Origin of the sequence: Ochrobactrum teleogrylli (assembly GCF_037482325.1) — a bacterium.
Taxonomy (GTDB): domain Bacteria; phylum Pseudomonadota; class Alphaproteobacteria; order Rhizobiales; family Rhizobiaceae; genus Brucella; species Brucella teleogrylli.
Map to the genome: position 1 here is coordinate 310615 of NZ_JBBHKQ010000002.1, position 18635 is coordinate 329249.

Sequence of the window (18635 nt, forward strand, 5' to 3'; positions counted from 1 at the left end):
TGCCCGACTTTCTTACCTATGCTTGACTGGACACGAGATATGCTACTTCGCTGCGGGCTGGGAGAACGCCACGCCAATAATCCGGTCTCCATCCAGCTGGTACACGAGCGACTGCTCAACTGTCGCACCTGAAACTTTATGTTCGTTCGAATAACGCGCAAATTGCTTGGCGCTTACCTTGCCGAACCGCTTTTCGAGCGCATGTTTGTTGTCTTTCAAGGCAGGAATAGGCAATTTGAGGTTCGTCAGATCAATGCGAGGCCGTCCGCATTTCGCAGACTTGTCCGTTATAATTTCCGCCGAAATCAGATTGAGAACGGCCCCCTGACCTTTCTTCGTGTTCATCCCGTCCGAAATGAACCAGATACGACGGGGCAAATTATCGCCCGTCACCTCATAGCAAAGCCAAGCCGTTTTAAGGGATGACGTTGTATGACCGTGCACAGTCCCTCCAACGACAGCTTGGATCTCATCGAGGCTCGTTTTACCCAGCGATACATCTTTGTCGGCCAGCCGTATGAGATTGTCGAAAGGAACGCTGAATTGAACAGTAGTCGCTTTGGCCGTCTGCCCGCCCAGAACCATCGCTGGAAATCCACTCAGTTTATCATTCTGAGCATGCGTGGATGAACACGACAGGACCGCAAATATCATTCCAGCCATGCCAACCAATCCGGCGGTATTGAATGATCTGATATGCATATCCTTCTCCCTCATCAGTCACGCTGCGCGTTTCAGATACTCCATGTCCTCAAAGAGAAGCCAATCTCCACACCGGGTTAATCAGCAGACACGGTCGGTTTGTTGATCGACAATGGCATCGATAATGACAGGAAAACCGCGTCTCCTTCGGCCCGGTTTTCCGCAGCAAACTCGTGGAAATACTTCACACGAGCGGAAAGCGGTGTTTCACCCAGTTCGAAGTTCCAGCCGACAGTTGCACCAACGGCAGCCACACGTCCCTTGAATGGTGCCGCCGCACCGTCTCCACTATCACCCGATAGCTGCTGATAGTAATAACCCACCAGACCGGCATCGAATTTCGCATTGATGTGTTTTACGGCGGCCCATTCGAAATGGAACTCGTTACCGGTTCGATAGTCGGTGGCCGGATTTTCCGCATTAAAAGTTACGCCAACCGCGCCCGAAATATCCCAACCAATTGCAGGGTCAAGCCAAGTTGCGGCTGCAAACACATCCGCGCCCTAATGGTGGAAAGCGATATTGGATATCTCGCCGTCCTGATAATCGCCGATGGGCACATTGATCATGGTGCCAATCTGGTAATGGAAATTACCCGTCTGCCAGCCCAGGAACCCGCTAACGATCGGATCACCAATGGTGAACGCCGTATCGCGCACACCTGTCGAGACCTCACCCACCCGGGGACCGTTTAAAACCACATCCGCTTCGGTTTTCTTCCAGCCGACCGGTATCGTCCCGCCAAGACCAAGATGGCCTCCGGCGATAGTTTCCGGCAGCACCCACATGACCGTCGGGACCTCAATGACCGCGGTGCCCACGACCCCAACGGCCAGCTTACCGCCAGTTGGCAGGCTTTTATCTCCGCCGAGATTCCCGCGATAATAGTAGAAATCGTTCTGAAAATAGACACCGGGTGGAGGTGTTATGCCCGCCGCTGGTCCCTTCGATCCTAACAGGTAGAAACCCGCGCCTCCTTCTGCACTCATCGCCACGGACGGAACAAGCAACAGTCCCGCAATTGAACCCAGTGACAGCGTATGAAGCGAAATTCGACCCATAACATCCCCTCGGCTACGAGCACGGCTGCTCAATATTCCGACGAATCTAACAATACTTAATTTTGGATAATTCTCGTTTCTATTTGTTTTTCACGCAATATCTAATGAGTACGTTACGGTAAATGTTGGGCTGGTAATTGCCTTTGAAGCTGACCTTAACGGAGCTTGGCTCCAAAGCGTTCAATGAACAAATGCGAAACGCGTTCGTCAGTTTTGCTCTCATGGCTTGTCCGGCTGCAACTTTGTTTGCCCGATCTGGATTTGGTCAATAATGGCATTTGTGACAATGTTTGGAACACTTAGAGCTTCCAATTTTTCACCGACTGACTGGCGTAGATTGGGATTGGATCGTGTGACATCCTGAAGTTCTTTTTGGGCATCAGCCGGTCGCAACTGAACAAGCGCAGCCAATCTAAAACCGGTTGCGAAATCATTCTGCGGAGGCAGCTGATTTGCACGAAGCAGTACGTTGTGCCAATCGCCGCGACGGGCGGCATCAAGCGCAAGCACGGTGCGCGCCTTCAATGCCATACTGTGATATTCTTGCCCGCTTTCCTCAATGAGAGCCACAGCTTGATCCCAATTCTCATTGGCGAAAAGCACCATTGCCAGCGCCGCCTTCGCCTCCAGATTATTGGGGTTAAGAGACACGGCGCGCTTACCCGACTCCAGCGCTTCATCGATCCTACCTTTGCGAAAATTGGCTTCCATCAAGGCAAATTCGGCGCGATCCGATCCTAGCGCGACAGCGACGGCATCTTGCGCAAGTTCCAGGCTACGGTCCAACACATCGTTGCTGATTAGGGGCGCATTGGCATTCACAAGCACACGGGAAAGAGCAGCCATGGCGTCACTCTGCCTTGGATCACTCTTTAAAGTCTGCTCAAGACACGTTTCGTCGTCCGATAGCGCCTGCCCCTTCGCCAGCGATATTTCCGCTTTGAGAACACAAATATTGCCGATGAACGAGCTCTTCACATCTGCGACCAGACGTGTATTGATCACCCCGGTGGAGGCGGCAAGCTTTTGCGATATAGCTGACGAAAGAGCTGCGCGCACCTGTTCTGCGGATTGCCCCATTCCCGAAGCTTCTTCGACACCGGAGCTGACAATGACGTTCTTGACCTCGTCTTTCACCTGCCACCAGATGCTTTTCATCTCACCTTCAACGCGATAGCGCATCCGAACCGTATAGGCTGGAAACCGAACCTGTGGATCAATCGATCCGCTATTGTCGGAACGAAGCGCCAGCGTATGAAAATTACCAAGTGCGATCAGCACCGAATCCCGTACATTTTCGGCCTCTATATCGAACGCGGGGTTCTCAGCCCGGAAATCAATCGCAACAGTCGGCTTTACGGTATCGACTGACCGATTTGTCAAAAAATAGACTAATGTAAAAGAAATAAGCAATACCAGACTAGCGACCGCCAAATCCATATATTTGAGATGGCGCCTTAAAGTTAATGGAGCTTGCAACGGAGGCGGAATTGGCTCGCCCGCAGAAGCCTCGTCCGAAACAGATGTATCCACGACGGCGCGGTGGTTGAACGCAAGCGCATATTTGCCTTTAGGAAGCTCGATCTCAATCGGCTTTTCTTTGCCAAAAGCTTCGTAATACTGGACCAAAGCGGCCCGCAACCGGCTGATTTCTATGCGTACAATCGGCTCAGTGGAAGGATCGAAACTATCAGGCCGCCCCAGAACATCAATCGCTATCGAATAGCCCTTGACCCCTTCGGAACTGCCGGAAAAATGCAGATCCGCAATGTAACTGAGGATCGCCCTGCCCCGTTCGGTCGCGCGAAATCTCTTATCCGCAATCAGATCGGCTAACGCGGATTTAACTTCTTGATCTGACGCTCCCCGGTCATCAAATGCACTACTATTCCGTGTCATACCACCCCTCGGGCCCCGACATTAGAATAAATTAGCGGTTTTAGGCTAAAATAGTCCCCGAAAAGCCGATGTCAATAATAACGGCTTGCCGCAAATAAGATGTTCCATTTCGGAGCATGTCCCTATTTATGTAGTAAGCAATATGCAGTACGTCCTCTTCTATCTCCTTGCATATGGTCTCGTATTCCAGAGAAAGGGGGGTGACTCCAATTTCAGCTCTGCGCAATTTTTCCAACATGTTGCTGGCTTCGTCATAAGCCTCGAAGAGACCAATCAGCGGTTCGCCGGAAAGTTGCTTTAGCTGCGAACGGACAGATGGGAGCTTTAACATGAGTTTACTAAGCCCGCTTCTCGATGCAGAACTGAAGCTGCGACGGACTGCATCATCCTGGGTCACGTGCCACGGTTCTCCCCTCAACGGATTTTCACTGCGAAGCATGACACCAATTTGTACGAACGGCAGTACGTTACGGTAAATATCGTGGGCACTGCGCCACTTCTGCGACTCGCGCTGGCCAGCCAGATTTAACGTAAATGCCGATCACCGAGCATGTTTACAGTAACGTACTTACGCTTCCTCCGGATTTGGTCGAGCCTTCCGACGTTGCCATCGATAGAGCATCGACGACATCCCAATTTGCCTCGCAAACAGGAGTGCGGAATGTTGAATAAATCCACATTGAGGAGGCCGCTATGAAGACGCCTGTCATCCGTAGACTACTTTCAGCGACTGCTGCCTTGGCCATGACAGTGACGTCTGCGACGGTCGTTACGCCCGCTTATGCGCAGCAGGCTGCGCCCGCGGCACCCGCAGGGAAACCGAACATTCTCGTTATCTTCGGCGACGACATCGGACAGACCAACATCAGCGCCTATAGCGATGGGCTTGTCGGGTATAGAACCCCCAATATCGACCGGATTGCCAAGGAAGGCATAAGGTTCACCGACTATTATGCGGAAAACTCGTGTACGGCGGGGCGCTCAACCTTTATCACGGGCCAGGTATGCTTACGCACGGGCCTGTGCAAAGTCGGCGCGCCGGGAGCACCGGTCGGTCTTCAGGCAACCGATATCACTATCGCGCAGGCCCTCAAGCCGCTCGGATACGCAACCGGCCAGTTCGGCAAAAATCATCTTGGCGACAAGGATGAATTTCTGCCAACCCAACACGGTTTCGACGAGTTCTTCGGAAACCTTTATCATCTGAATGCTGAAGAGGAACCGGAGCAGCCCACTTGGCCGAAAGACGACAAGGAGTTTCTTAAGGCATATTCTCCGCGAGGCGTCGTGAAGGCCTCGGCTGACGGCAAAGTCGAAGATACAGGTCCGCTCACCAAGAAGCGGATGGAAACGATTGATGACGAAACCACAGCCGCGGCAATCGATTTCATTGACCGTCAGACGAAGGCAGGCAAGCCCTTCTTCACCTGGATGAACACGACCCGCATGCATGCCTTCACCCATGTTCGTGAGTCAATGCGCGGCCAAAGCGGCATGGCTTACAATGAGTATGGCGACGGCATGGTCGAGCACGATGGCGATGTCGGCAAACTTCTCAAGAAGCTTGACGAACTTGGCATCACAGACAATACGATTGTTGTCTACACCACTGACAACGGGCCCAACCAGTGGTCATGGCCAGACGCTGCCACCACACCATTTCGTTCGGAAAAAGACACCAATTGGGAAGGCGCTTTCCGCGTTCCTGCAATGGTCCGCTGGCCGGGACATATCAAGCCCGACCAGGTTTCAAACGAGATGTTTTCCGGGCTGGACTGGTTTCCGACACTTCTGGCCGCAGCCGGAGACCCGGACGTAAAGGACAGGCTGTTGAAAGGCTGGAAGCCGGACGGCAGCACGACCACTTTCCGCAATCACCTGGACGGCTATAACCAGCTCGATTATCTGACCGGAAAGACAGATAAAAGTTCACGAAATGAATTCTTTTACTTCGATGATGACGGCAACCTGGTCGCGACCAGATTTGACGAATGGAAGGTTGTATTCCATGAGCAGCCTGCCCCGGGAGGGTTCGCCGTGTGGCAAACACCACTGGTTACATGGCGCGTACCGAAGCTGTTCAACCTTCGTATGGATCCGTATGAACGCGCCGATATCGTATCCGATCAGTATAATGACTGGCTGGTACGAAATGACTTCCTGCTTGTGAAGGCCCAGCTAAAGGCTGCGGCTTTGCTGGAAACCTTTGTCCAGTTTCCGCCGAGCCAACGCAACGCCAGCTTTAACCTTGAAGGCGTGCGTGCCCAAGTGGACAAGGCGATTGATAAGTCGTTCAAGGACCGCAGTTTAGAAAAGTAACGATTTAGGCGCGCTCTTTCACGGCGCGCCTTTTCCCACCATTTCAGGACACCCGATATGGCAGCACGCGATGATATTCTGAAACTCGGCGAACGGGTTGGGCAATCCGTCGTCGGGCAGGAGCAAATGGTTGAACGCCTTTTGCTGGGGGTCATTTCAAACGGTCATATACTGGTCGAGGGGCTGCCCGGTCTCGCTAAAACCCGCGCGATCAAAAGTCTGGCAAAAAACCTCGAATCCGAACTTTCCCGCATACAGTTCACGCCAGATCTGCTGCCGGCGGATGTCACCGGTTCCGAGATTTATATCTCAGACGGAACAAAGAGCGCGTTCCAGTTTCAGCAGGGGCCAATCTTCGCCAATCTCATTCTTGCCGACGAAATCAACCGCGCGCCTGCCAAGGTGCAATCCGCTCTGCTGGAAGCGATGGAGGAGCGGCAGGTAACCGTCGGCGGGAAGAGCTATCCTTTGCCGGATCTGTTCATGGTCATGGCGACGCAAAACCCGATCGAGCAGGAAGGCACCTATCCTCTGCCCGAAGCGCAGCTGGATCGTTTTCTGCTTCATATCCGGGTTGACTACCCAGACGAAGAATCCGAAGCCGCGATCATGCGTCTTAACCGCAACGAGGAACAGGAAGCTCACAGCAAGGCTGCTTCAAAAGAGAAGGCGACGCGCCTCTCCGCACAGAGCATTTTTGATGCGCGCAAGGAAATCGGCACGGTTACAGTTTCGGAACCCGTCGAGAAATATATGGTCGCGCTGGTCTTCGCGACACGGTATCCGGATCGTTACAATGCGGATCTGGCCAAGCTTTTACAGGTTGGCGTCAGTCCGCGCGGTGTCATCGGCCTTGACCGCATGTCCCGCGCCTATGCGTGGCTGAAAGGGCGAGACTTTGTCACCCCGGATGACGTAAAAGCAATCGTGCACGACGTTTTCCGGCACCGGCTGTTGTTGTCCTATGAAGCCCATGCCTCCAACACAACGCCAGACCAGATCATCGACCGCATCACCGAACTGGTGGCCGTATCATGAAGGCTGGGGCGAACGTTGAGACCGGCGTTTACGTAGACACTTCTGCGCTCGTCGCCCTTGAAGCTCAAGCGCGTGATCTCAGCTTCGTTCAAAAATCTCCCAGCCATCGCCAGCTTGCGGGGCGAATGCGCTCGGCGGTCCGTGGTCGTGGTCTGTCGTTCGAGGAATTGCGCGAATATCTGCCCGGCGATGATATTCGTTCCATCGACTGGCGGGTCACTGCACGCACGATGAAACCCGTCGTGCGGGTTTATAGCGAAGAGAAGGAACGCCCAGCGCTCCTGATCGTCGATCAGCGGATCAATATGTTTTTCGGCAGCAGACGCTCCATGAAATCCGTGACGGCAGCAGAATGCGCAATGCTCTGCGCGTGGCGTATTCTGGGGTCTGGCGACCGCGTCGGCGGCATCGTATTCGGCGACACGGATACCGCGCAGATCAAACCACAGCGCAGCCGCAACGCGGTCATCGGACTGGCCAGCCAGATAGCGGAGAAGAACGCCGCACTGAACGCCAGCTATGCCCATGAAACTGCGCCATCTATGTTGAATGATATTCTGCACCATGTCAGCGCCATTGCCTATCACGACTATCTCGTGATCGTCGTCAGCGACTTCGACGGACATGATGAGGCAACCCGCGACTATCTGCTGCAGATATCAAGCCGCAATGACGTGATCTGCCTGCTGGTTTACGATCCTTTTCTGCTCGACTTGCCGACCAGCGGCGATCTGGTCGTCAGCGGAGGCACCACGCAGGCCGAACTGACCTTCGGCAAAGGATCGATGCGCAATTCCATCGACAGTTTCGCGCGCAATCGCGGGCGCGAATTTCGCTCCTGGCAACGCGAGCTCGGCTTACCGATGCTGCCCATCTCGGCGGCGGAAGAAACAGCGCCGCAACTGCGTAATCTCCTTGAAAAGTCCATGTGGCGTCAAAGGAGGCGATAATGGATCAGGCAACGGAGACTGCCCTGCGGACGCTCCACGACATTGCTATTCCACCATCGGTGTCGTGGTTGCCTCAGACCTGGGGATGGGCGTTGGTGGCAGTTTTGCTTTTGCTAGGATTAGCCATCCTTCTCTTCCGGTGGGTGAAACGCTATCGCCGAAATGCTTATCGGCGCGAAGCGCTTCAAATTCTCGAAAACATTTCGAACACGGCACCGACAACAGAAATCGCCGAACTGTTGAAGCGCACGGCTTTGTCGGCCTTTCCGCGTGCCGACGTCGCAGCATTATCCGGCGGGCAATGGGTGGCTTTCCTCGAAAGCCACAGTCCCGCACCTCTTGGGACCAACCTGAAGGCATTCCTGAAGGGCCGCGAATACGAACCCGACCAACAAGCAAACGACATGCCTGTCATCGTCAATCAGGCCCGCCTGTGGATCGAGAGGCATCATGTATGAGCTCGACCATCCGTGGCTTTTGCTTTTACTGCCGCTGCCGCTGCTTTTGTGGTGGCTCTTGCCGACCCATCGCGTCTCGACCGCTTCAATCCGGCTCCCCTTCTTTAACGATGTCGCACGAGCGGCAGGTGTTGAACCAACGGAAGGGTCGGTCATTCCGCGTCGGAGCTGGTGGCAGATTGTTTTCGACATGCTGGCCTGGTGCCTGCTGGTGCTGGCCTTGGCGAGACCGCAACTGATCGAACCACCGATGGTCAAATCCATACCGCAGCGCGATATCCTGCTGGCGCTTGATCTCTCTCAATCGATGGAGACACGCGATTTCGCGTCACCAAGCGGAGCTATGGATACCCGCCTTGAAGCGGTCAAAACAGTGGTTTCCGACTTTGTTTCGAAGCGGACAAGCGACAGGCTCGGCCTGATTGCCTTTGGTGACGCTCCCTACCCACTGGCGCCCTTCACCATGGATCATGATCTGATCCGAACTATGATCGGCTCGCTCGTGCCGGGCGAAGCAGGACCACGAACAGCAATGGGCGATTCCATCGGTCTCGCCATTCGCATGTTCGGAAAATCGAACGTGCCGGAAAAGGTGCTCATCCTGCTTTCCGACGGCAACGATACCGCCAGCAAGATGCCGCCTTTGAAAGCGGCTGAAATTGCCGAAGGCGACCATATCGTCATTCACACAGTCGCCATTGGCGACCCAAAGGCAACAGGAGAAGACAAGGTCGATACGCAAACACTGCAGGCAATCGCCGCGCAGACAGGCGGACGCTATTCCTTCGGTCAGGATCAGGCCAGCCTGTCTGCCATTTACGATATGCTGGACCGCATAACGCCGCAGGAACAGAAGGAGCTTTCATGGCGGCCACGCCGGGAACTGTTCCAGTATCCGGCTGCAATATCGTTCTTGGTCTTGGCACTCTCCCTTTGCCTCGGTTTTGTGCAGGCACGCATCGCGCGGAGAGCTTCAGCATGATCTCCGACTTTCACTTTCTGCGCCCGGTCTGGCTGATTTTGCTGATATTGCCGCTGATCATGATCTGGCTTGCCGCCCGTTCTGCCAACATCAGGCAGAAGTGGAAAAACATGATCGCGCCGCATCTGCTCGACCGACTGGTGATCGAAGGCGATAGTAAGCGGCGTCTTCAACCGGCAACACTCCTTGCGCTCATCATGGCAATCATGATCCTCGCAATTGCCGGTCCCAGTTGGGACAAGGAAACGCCTCCCTTTGTACACGACACGGCGTCACTGGTGATCGCAGTCGATCTTTCACAGACAATGGATGCGATTGACATCAGCCCCAGCCGCATCGAGAGAGCCAAGCTTAAAATTCACGACATTCTGGAAAGCAGGGCTGGCGCCAGAACCGCCGTGATCGCTTATGCGGGAACGACTCATCTCGTCCTGCCGCTCACGGATGACGCCGATTTGATTGAATCCTATACCGATGCCCTTTCAACCGGCATCATGCCGCGTCCGGGCAAAGATACGGGTGCGGCACTGGATCTTGCATCCAATCTTCTGAAAGAAGACGGTTCACCCGGCACGATACTGTTCATGACGGACGGCGTTGAGGCCTCCGCGATTAAAACGCTCGGTGATGAGCGCAATGATGGCGTCGTAGTGCTAGTTATCGGCACCGCAAATGGCGGACCGATCAAGACCGGCGACGGCGGCTTTCTGTCCTCCGATGGTGGTGCACGCCTTGTTACCAAGCTCGACACCGAAAGCCTTGCGCAACTGCGCACCTCGAACTCAATCGCGGTCACCACAGTCACCGACGACGATGCAGATGTTCGCTGGATCGCCGAACAGATAAAGGGAAATTTTGCGCAACAGCAATCCGACAAGGAAAGCCGTTGGCGCGACAGCGGATGGTGGTTTCTCATCCCCGCCGTGCTGCTATTCGCATTCACATTCAGACGCGGCTGGGTTGTGCGGTTGGGGAGCGTTGTCATTGCCTTGCATCTGATCGGCAACGATCCAGCACGCGCTGGGTCATTCGAAGATATGTGGCTGACGCCGGATCAACAGGGACAAATCGCTTTTCGTAAAGGCGATTTTTCCAAAGCTGCCAGTACTTTTCGCGATCCCATATGGCGTGGTGTCGCCGCATATCGGGCTGGGAAATATCAAGATGCAATCAACGCTTTCGCCATCATCGATAGCCCCGACAGTTGGTACAATCAGGGCAATGCGCTCATGCATTTGAAGAAGTTCGAAGAAGCTATTGCGGCATACGAAAAAGCACTTCAGGCGAAGCCTGCTTCGGAAGACATTCAAGCCAATCTGGCGACGGCAAAACGCCTCTTGCTGGCTCAGCAAAAAGAAGAGCAGGATCAGGAGGAAGCCCCAGATCTGAAACCTGATAGCATCCAGTTTGACGATAAGGGCAAGCAAGGCAAAGACGCCCAAATTGCCATGTCCGAGCAGACATCTCAGATGTGGATAAAGAATATCGCTGTCAGCCCAGCAGCCATGCTGGCGCGTCGCTTTTCCATCGAAGCGGGAGGCGGTGCCAAATGAACATATTTCGGCTTGTCCTTTTCATCCTCTTGGTTTCACCCGCACTATTCATCAATGATGCTACAGCGCAGGAACCCATGGTCCGCGCAAAAATTGAAGAAACGAGCACTATCGTGCCGGGGCAGCAAGTCCACCTTGTGCTTAATGTACTTGCTCCGGGCTTTTTCACCTCACCGCCGCAATTTCCTTTATTTGCGCTTCCGCATGCCTTGGTAACCTTGCCGGACGAACGGTCCCAGAACACCAATGATACGATAAATGGCGTTCAGGTCAGTGGCATTCAAAAGCGGTATTCCATCATACCGCAAGTCAGCGGCAGTTATAGCATTCCAGAAATTCAGATTTCCTTTGATTACCTTGAGGATGGAGCCCCGAAAAAAGGCACCGTGAAGAGCCAGCCGCTAACTTTCACGGTCGGCACGGCTCAGAAGGATGGGCAGCCGGGATTTGCAGCCGGGTCACTGGAACTGTCACAAAGTTTCGACCGGCCGCCGGACAAATTACAAACAGGAGATGCGCTGGTCAGAATCCTGACCATTACCGCCACAGATACGGTGGCGATCACCATTCCACCCGTCGAAGCGGGAACACCGCAAGGGCTGGACCAGTATGCCAAACCAGCGACAGTCGCAGATAACGTCTCTGTCGGGCGACAAACTGCGAGCCGTCGCATCGAAACCATCGTCTACACCGCTTCCAAACCCGGAACCTTCACCTTGCCTGCAATTTCGTATCGCTGGTTTGACGTGAAATCACAGCAGGTTCAGACCGCCACGTCACCGGAAACAACCGTGACCGTCACCACAGGCGCCACGAAATCTGCCACGCCCGTTGAACCCGCCAGTAAAGGCACGCTTAACGGCAAGTTCCTTTGGACATTGGCAATAGCCGCGCTTCTGATCGCCGGCCTTATAGTCATCGCGATGCGGTATAGGTCTCGGTTTGTCGACGTGCTGCGCCGATGGAATGAGCAGCGCCGGAATTCGCTTCATCATCAAAGACGGCAGACCCTCCGCATTATCAGTACAGGCGATTACGCCCGGATAAATGCGGCACTGGAAGTCTGGTCGCGCCGTCTTGGTTACTCTTCCATCCATGATTGGGCCGCAGCCGCGAACGACGGGTCGCTTGCCGCACAGGTCGAAATTCTCCAGCGGCAGCTATACGGAAAGGGCCACTCCGAGGAAATCGACCGGCGCGTTCTTGCTCACGGCGTTATGAACCGCCTTTCGCATAAACACGCCACAAAACCACCCGCGCTTCTGGAACTGAACCCGTGAAGCTACCCGATTTACCGTAACGTACTTCTCGCCGGAGTAGCGCAAAGGCAAGCTTTCCATAATTTCGCGGAGGATGACGATGGGTATGGACGCTTCGAGCAAACGTTATTCCGAGCAGTTTTCAGACGAAATGGCCTGGATACCGGGGGGCACATTTCTGATGGGGTCCGACAACCATTATCCCGAAGAAGCGCCACGCCATCCCGTGAAGGTGGACGGGTTCTGGATTAGCACGACACCTGTTACCAACCGACAGTTTTCGCGCTTTGTCGACGAAACAGGCTATATCACGACGGCCGAGAAAGCGCCGGACCCGAAGGACTATCCGGGCGCGCTGCCCGAAATGTTGCGCGCTGGGTCTCTTGTGTTCACGCCCCCAAAACGGGTCGAGGGCCGGGATATCGGCCAGTGGTGGAAATTCAAGTTCGGAGCAAACTGGCGTAAGCCATTGGGCGGGCTAAGCGATCTACGCGGCAAACTCGATCATCCAGTCGTCCATGTGGCGCACTGCGATGCCCTTGCCTATGCACAATGGGCAGGTCTTGATCTGCCGACCGAAGCCGAGTTCGAGTTCGCGGCCAAGGGGGGCTTTGAAGATCTGGAATATGCATGGGGCGACGAACTCATGCCGGGCGGCGTTGCCATGGCCAACACCTGGCAAGGCATCTTTCCTGTGAAAAGTACCAAGCCCGCCGGACGCGAACGAACCTCGCCAGTGCGGTCGTTTCCAGCCAATGGTTATGGCGTTTACGACATGATCGGCAATGTCTGGGAATGGACGAATGACTACTGGACGTCCCGACATGCCGAACCAGCGGCAAGCCCGTGTTGCATCCCGCGCAATCCACGCGGCGGCGAAGCTCTCGCAAGTTTTGACCCGCAGCAGCCCGCTATTCGCATTGCCAGACGTGTTCTAAAAGGTGGTTCTCACCTCTGTTCACCCGACTATTGCCGCCGCTATCGCCCGGCGGCGCGACATGCAGAGCCGGAAGACACGTCCACCAGTCATGTCGGATTCCGGTGTGTGAAAAGACCAACAAACTGAGGGGAATTTCATGCGGTTGTTTGCGCAGATTTTGCTGATCGCCACGCTTCAAATCTCAACCTCTGCGTGGGCTGAGGACCTCGCCTCCTGGAACGATGTCAAATCCAAACAGCAGATCGTTGATTTCGTCGATAAAGTGACAAAAGAGGGAAGTAAAGATTACGTAGCGCCTGCGGACCGGATCGCTGTCTTCGACAATGACGGCACGCTTTGGACCGAGCAACCCTATTACCTCCAGTTGGCCTTCATGCTTGACCGTGTGAAGGCGTTGGCGCCCGACCATCCGGAGTGGAAGACAACAGAACCGTTCAAATCCTTCCTGACCGGTGATCTGGCCGGCATTGCCAAAAGTGGCGAGAAAGGTGTTGTGGAGCTTGGGATGGTGACCCACGCTGGCATGACGACCGACGTATTCAACAAAATCGTCACGGAATGGTATGCAACGGCCAAGCACCCAAAGACGGGCAAGCCATTCTCGGAAATGACATTCCTTCCCATGCGCGAGCTGCTTGATTATCTCCGCACTCACGATTTCCAGACATTCATCGTGTCTGGCGGTGGTGTGGAATTCATGCGCCCCATGACGGAGAAGGCTTACGGCATACCTTCGCAACAGGTCATCGGCAGCAGTATCAAGACGCAATACGCAATCGAGAACGACCAACCCGTGCTGAAACGCCTGCCGGAGATCGATTTTATCGTCGATGGTTCCGGCAAACCTGTCGGCATCAATCGGGTCATCGGCAAAAGGCCGATTTTCGTCGCGGGCAATTCGGATGGTGATTACGAAATGCTGCGGTGGGGCACTGCCTCCCCGAACAGCCTTGGTATCATCGTCCATCACACGGACGGAGACCGGGAATACGCCTATGACCGGCAGTCCTCATTCGGAAAACTGGACAAGGCTTTGACCGAAGCTCCGGAGAGAAATTGGGTAATCGTCGACATGAAGAATGATTGGAAGAAGATTTATGCCTTCGACTAAGCCTCTCGTTCCCCATGCATCATCCGCAATCCATAGTCATTCGAGGAGGACTCCAATGCCGCTCAACAGGCGCATTCTCCGATGTACAGCAAGCGGGTTATTTCTGCTCGGCATGATTACCATATCTGCCGCACAGGAGGGCGAGGCCGCTTCCGACAGGATTGAACCAGCTTCAATCCAGGCCTTAGAGAATATGGGCAAGCATCTGCAATCCTTGCAGAAATTCTCCCTGAACTCCCAAACCAGCGTGGACGCGGTTCTGGATACCGACCAGAAACTGGAGATCGGCGGCGAGGTATCCTATGAGGTGGAAAGACCGAACAAGCTCCGCATCGACCTGAAAACAGACGTCGTGCAGGGTGAGTTCATTTATAACGGAACAACCTTCACCTATGTCTCTCCGAGCAACAATACCTATGCTCAAGCACCCGCCCCCGTGACAATCAAAGAAACGCTGGAGGAAGCCGCCCAGAAGTATCATTTGACGTTCCCACTGGCGGATCTGTTCGCCTGGGGTACGCCGGACGCGCCCATCGGCGAAATCGCCGAAGGATTTCACGTCGGCAATGCAATGGTGAACGGGAGGCCGACAGATCACTGGGCTTATCGTACCGGAGACCAGGACTTTGAAGTGTGGATTGCATCGGACGGCCCACCCTTACCTCTCAAGGTTTCACTGGTGGATCGTGACGATCAAACCCGTCCGCGCATGACCGCCGTTCTCGATTGGAACGAAAAACCCGATATTCAGGCGAGCGCTTTCGAATTCACACCGCCGGCTGATGCGAAAAAGCTCCGCTTCCTGGAAGAGGGGAACCAGCAATGAAACTCTTTCGTGTCACGATAGGAATTTTGTTCGCCACGGCGATGATTGCCCCCCAGATTGCCGAGGCTCGTGGTGGCTTTGGCGGGCGCATGCCGCGTATGAATTTGGGCGGCGGCGGGATGCACGGGTTCGGCGGCGGCTTTCATGCTCCCCGGATGGGCGGTTTCAATGGGCCAGCCCATTTCGAGCCGCGCTTTAATCCGTCCATGCCGCGCCCGCGCGGTGGCAATATTCCGCATGCGAGAACGGGGCCAAGTCCGCATCCAGCGCACCACCCTGCGCCTGGTCCACATCCCGCTCCGCATCCTGCTCCACACCCAGCGCCGAAACCACATCCCGGACCGGGTCCCGCGCCTCATCCGGGGCCAGGACCGCATCCTTTACCACCGCCACCTCCTCCACCACCGCCGGGTCCATATTGGCCGGGCTATTGGAATGGCGGTTGGGATCCGGCAGCAGCCGCCATTGTTGGCACAGCCGCAGCCGTGGCCATCGGTTCGGTCATTGCCAATGTTCCACCAGATTGCACAAACGTCGTGGTCAACGGCATAAGCTACAAGGACTGCAACGGAAACTGGTTCGAGCCAAAGTATAACGGACACAGTATCGTCTATGTCGCGGTGGCTCCGCCGAAGTAGTGTTAGTTCTGGTCACCCGCTTCGCCGTGGCAGGCGAAGCGGGTGACGTTCCAACAAGAATGCTGGTACGTTCTGCGGCGGCAATTCAATACCGGCGTTATTTCAATCCGCACTGCTTCTCACGCTCTCTCAATAACGCGAATGCGCTGCCCGCCGCCAATGTCGATGAATTGCGTAGGTGGTGGTATCTGATGCACATCATGCCCGCCAAAACCCTGCGGATAGAACACGTAGCCTTCTGGCGCCGGCGGCGCTGCGCCATCGTCGAGCAGACGCCCACCGGAAAGTTCGGTCATCGGATCGGGAATAGCTGAGATCAATCGCCTTGTGTAAGGGTGGGTGGGGTTGGAGAAAATCCGGTCCCATGGCCCGCTTTCGACGATTTGCCCGAAATACATCACCGCCACGCGGTCGCTCATATGCTCCACGACGCTGAGATCGTGGCTGATCATGATATAGGACAGGCCAAGCCTTTCCTTCAATTCCAGCAACAGATTGATGATCTGCGCGCGAATGGAAACATCAAGTGCCGAAACAGGCTCATCAAGGACAATCACCTTCGGATTGAGCAACAGCGCCCGCGCAATGCCGATGCGCTGACGCTGACCGCCGGAAAACTCATGCGGGAAACGTTTCGCATGCTCAGGTTTGAGACCGACCAGACGCAAAATATCTTCAACCCGCCCGTCAACTTCGCTGCGCGATGCCACCCCATGCAGCCGCAAAGGCGCAGCGAGTGATGTATAAACGGTCTGGCGCGGATTGAGCGAAGCGAATGGGTCCTGAAACACCATTTGCGCCATTTGCGAGCGCTCAAGCCGCGATGGCTCGTTCTTGCCAGTGATCGGACGGCCTTCAAAGTAAATCTCGCCGCTCGTCGGCTTTTGCAATCCGACAATTGAAAGCGCGAGGGTGGATTTCCCACAACCGGATTCGCCAACGATCGACAGGCACTCGCCCTTATTGAGCGTCAGGCTGAGATTGTTGACAGCGCGCAGCAACTGCCTGGAACGGCTGAATAGTCCACCGCTGACGGGAAAATAGACGCATAGATCGTCAATAGTAACGAGCGCATTGGTCGTCTGGGTTGAACGCATGTCATTCATGATGAAAACACCTCACCACACCCATATCCTGAAGCGGAGTCCAGCCGGGCTTTTCCGCACGGCATATTTCGGTTGCGCGTGTGCAGCGCGGTTCGAACCGGCAGCCTTTTGGAAAGGCGGAAATAGATGGCACGACGCCTTCGATTTCCTGAAGTCGCCGTTGACCTTCCTTCTGGCGCGAACCGAGTTGTGGCAGCGATGCCAGAAGTCCGTGCGCATAGGGATGCGACGGATGTCGGAACAGCCCCGCCGTTATGCGCTCCTCGACCAGATGCCCGGCATACATGACGCCGACACGACGGCACATTTTGGCAATGACGCCGAGATCGTGGCTGATCATCAGCACAGAGGTTCCTCTGGCGGTGCAAAGGTCCTGCATCAGACGCAGAATTTCTGCCTGTACCGTCACGTCGAGTGCTGTGGTCGGTTCGTCGGCGATCAAAAGATCGGGATCACAGGCCAGCGCAATCGCAATCATCACGCGCTGGCGCATGCCGCCCGACATCTGATGGGGATAGTTTTTGACCCGTTGATCGGGTGCCGGAACCTGAACGCTTGCAAGCGCTTCGACGGCCCTGCGTTCAGCCTCATGCCATGTCGCGCCCTGATGCAGCACAAACATTTCCGCGATCTGCCGCCCTACCGGCGATAGGGGGTTGAGTGCCGTCATCGGTTCCTGGAAAATCATGGCGATGCGATTGCCCCGCAGCTTGCGCATCTCGCGGGACGACAGGGCAGCCAGATTCTGCCCTTTAAAGCGTATCGCACCACCAGTAATCGCCAAAGGTTTGCGCAGCAAGCCGATCATCGACAAAGCCGTGATACTTTTGCCGCAACCGGATTCCCCCACGAGGCCAAAGGTTTCACCCGCGCCAATGGTGAAAGACACGTCTTCCACCACATTGTGTCGGGAAGAACCGGAAACGATATCAATGCGAAGGTTTTCCACCTCCAGAAGTGTTTCTTCGCTCATACCTTGCGTGTCCTCATATGCGGGTCGAGCCAGTCGCGCAGCCCATCGCCAAACAGATTGAGGCCGAGCACGGTGAAGAAAATCGCCAGACCCGGAAAGATTGCCGCCCATGGCGCGCTGACGATCAGTTCGCGGGCGTCGGTCAACATATTTCCCCAGCTTGGATCTGGCGGGCTGATACCAAGCCCGAGATAGGAAAGTGCCGCCTCTGCAAGGATGGCGTCGCCCATGCCAAGCGTGCCGATAACGAGGATCGGTCCGATCATATTCGGCACGATCTGCGTGATCATGATGCGAATATCGCTGTAGCCAAGCATTTTGGCGGCCTGCACATAGCCCTGCTTCTTGAGGGAAAGCGTGGAACTGCGGGCGATGCGGCACGTCCATGACCAGTTTGTCAGCCCAAGCGCCAGCAAGAGACTTGGCAGGCCCGGACCGAGAACCGCCATGATGGCGAGCGCAAAGATCAGCGACGGGATTGCAAGCATCAGATTGGTCAATCCGTTGACAAAATCATCCCACCAGCCGCCGAAATAGCCAGCCGATATGCCAAAGCTGAGGCCGATCACCGTGTTGATGCACTGTGAGACGATACCAACCGTCAGAGACACTTGCGCGCCAAAGAGGATACGCGAATAAACGTCTCGCCCCTGTGCGTCGGTCCCGAACCAGAACTGGGCGTCGGGCGGCAGTTCGGCATTCATCAGGTCGGCATCAAGAACCGGATTATAATGCGCCAGCAGCGGTGCAAAGACTGCCGCCATCAAAATGATGACGCATACCAGCCCGCCGAATATGAGATTGAAACGGAGCTTCATGG

The 18635-nt window shown here is 55.2% G+C and carries 17 protein-coding genes and 1 pseudogene; 11 read left to right on the forward strand and 7 right to left on the reverse strand.

Going from position 1 to position 18635, the window contains the following annotated elements; all coding sequences use genetic code 11:
- Positions 1-42: 42 nt before the first annotated feature.
- From WIX40_RS18985 to WIX40_RS19000, 4 genes and pseudogenes are all read right to left on the reverse strand, one after another.
- Positions 43-702: a hypothetical protein gene (locus WIX40_RS18985; protein ID WP_339441448.1), complete on the reverse strand. Its 660-nt coding sequence runs from the start codon at positions 700-702 to the stop codon at positions 43-45.
- A 77-nt stretch (positions 703-779) separates the two neighbouring features.
- Positions 780-1763, reverse strand: a pseudogene (locus tag WIX40_RS18990) (SphA family protein).
- Positions 1764-1982: 219 nt separating this feature from the next.
- Positions 1983-3662, reverse strand: coding sequence for a tetratricopeptide repeat protein (locus WIX40_RS18995; RefSeq protein ID WP_339441449.1), 1680 nt, complete (start codon positions 3660-3662; stop codon positions 1983-1985).
- Positions 3663-3702: 40 nt separating this feature from the next.
- Positions 3703-4059 carry a hypothetical protein gene (locus WIX40_RS19000; RefSeq protein ID WP_339441451.1) on the reverse strand — a complete coding sequence of 119 codons (357 nt, stop codon included), beginning with the start codon at positions 4057-4059 and terminating at the stop codon, positions 3703-3705.
- Positions 4060-4355: 296 nt separating this feature from the next.
- On the opposite strand from WIX40_RS19000, the gene WIX40_RS19005 reads away from it, so the two are divergent.
- The 11 genes from WIX40_RS19005 to WIX40_RS19055 all read left to right on the forward strand — a co-directional run bounded on the left by WIX40_RS19005 (position 4356) and on the right by WIX40_RS19055 (position 15736).
- Positions 4356-5981 carry an arylsulfatase gene (locus WIX40_RS19005; protein WP_339441452.1) on the forward strand — a complete coding sequence of 542 codons (1626 nt, stop codon included), beginning with the start codon at positions 4356-4358 and terminating at the stop codon, positions 5979-5981.
- Positions 5982-6038: 57 nt separating this feature from the next.
- Positions 6039-7019, forward strand: coding sequence for an AAA family ATPase (locus WIX40_RS19010; RefSeq protein ID WP_339441453.1), 981 nt, complete (start codon positions 6039-6041; stop codon positions 7017-7019).
- On the forward strand, positions 7016-7969 hold the full coding sequence (locus tag WIX40_RS19015) for a DUF58 domain-containing protein (protein ID WP_339441454.1): 954 nt from the start codon (positions 7016-7018) through the stop codon (positions 7967-7969). Before WIX40_RS19010 ends, WIX40_RS19015 begins: the two co-directional genes overlap by 4 nt.
- A complete protein-coding gene (locus WIX40_RS19020) occupies positions 7969-8427 on the forward strand; it encodes a DUF4381 domain-containing protein (protein ID WP_339441456.1) in 459 nt (152 codons plus the stop codon). Before WIX40_RS19015 ends, WIX40_RS19020 begins: the two co-directional genes overlap by 1 nt.
- Entirely contained in the window at positions 8420-9409 is a 990-nt protein-coding gene (locus tag WIX40_RS19025; protein ID WP_339441458.1) for a vWA domain-containing protein, read from the forward strand. The genes WIX40_RS19020 and WIX40_RS19025 overlap by 8 nt, the downstream gene beginning before the upstream one ends.
- Positions 9406-10962, forward strand: coding sequence for a vWA domain-containing protein (locus tag WIX40_RS19030; protein ID WP_339441459.1), 1557 nt, complete (start codon positions 9406-9408; stop codon positions 10960-10962). Before WIX40_RS19025 ends, WIX40_RS19030 begins: the two co-directional genes overlap by 4 nt.
- On the forward strand, positions 10959-12242 hold the full coding sequence (locus tag WIX40_RS19035) for a BatD family protein (protein ID WP_339441461.1): 1284 nt from the start codon (positions 10959-10961) through the stop codon (positions 12240-12242). Before WIX40_RS19030 ends, WIX40_RS19035 begins: the two co-directional genes overlap by 4 nt.
- 79 nt (positions 12243-12321) lie before the next feature.
- A complete protein-coding gene (locus WIX40_RS19040) occupies positions 12322-13287 on the forward strand; it encodes a formylglycine-generating enzyme family protein (protein WP_371834157.1) in 966 nt (321 codons plus the stop codon).
- Between the two features lie 10 nt (positions 13288-13297).
- The gene (locus tag WIX40_RS19045) at positions 13298-14272 is read left to right on the forward strand and encodes an HAD family hydrolase (RefSeq protein WP_339441465.1); all 975 of its coding nucleotides are present in this window, start codon (positions 13298-13300) and stop codon (positions 14270-14272) included.
- 55 nt (positions 14273-14327) lie between these two features.
- Positions 14328-15098, forward strand: coding sequence for a DUF2092 domain-containing protein (locus tag WIX40_RS19050; protein WP_339441466.1), 771 nt, complete (start codon positions 14328-14330; stop codon positions 15096-15098).
- Positions 15095-15736, forward strand: a complete 642-nt coding sequence (locus tag WIX40_RS19055; RefSeq protein WP_339441468.1) for a hypothetical protein — start codon at positions 15095-15097, stop codon at positions 15734-15736. The genes WIX40_RS19050 and WIX40_RS19055 overlap by 4 nt, the downstream gene beginning before the upstream one ends.
- 119 nt (positions 15737-15855) lie before the next feature.
- On the opposite strand, the gene WIX40_RS19060 is transcribed toward WIX40_RS19055, so the two are convergent.
- The 3 genes from WIX40_RS19060 to WIX40_RS19070 are packed head-to-tail and all read right to left on the reverse strand — an operon-like array spanning position 15856 to position 18633.
- Positions 15856-16842 carry an ABC transporter ATP-binding protein gene (locus WIX40_RS19060; RefSeq protein WP_339441469.1) on the reverse strand — a complete coding sequence of 329 codons (987 nt, stop codon included), beginning with the start codon at positions 16840-16842 and terminating at the stop codon, positions 15856-15858.
- Positions 16835-17815, reverse strand: coding sequence for an ABC transporter ATP-binding protein (locus WIX40_RS19065; protein WP_121538036.1), 981 nt, complete (start codon positions 17813-17815; stop codon positions 16835-16837). The genes WIX40_RS19060 and WIX40_RS19065 overlap by 8 nt, the downstream gene beginning before the upstream one ends.
- Positions 17812-18633 (reverse strand): ABC transporter permease, encoded by an 822-nt coding sequence (locus WIX40_RS19070; protein ID WP_339441470.1) that lies wholly within the window; start codon positions 18631-18633, stop codon positions 17812-17814. Before WIX40_RS19070 ends, WIX40_RS19065 begins: the two co-directional genes overlap by 4 nt.
- Positions 18634-18635 lie beyond the last annotated feature (2 nt).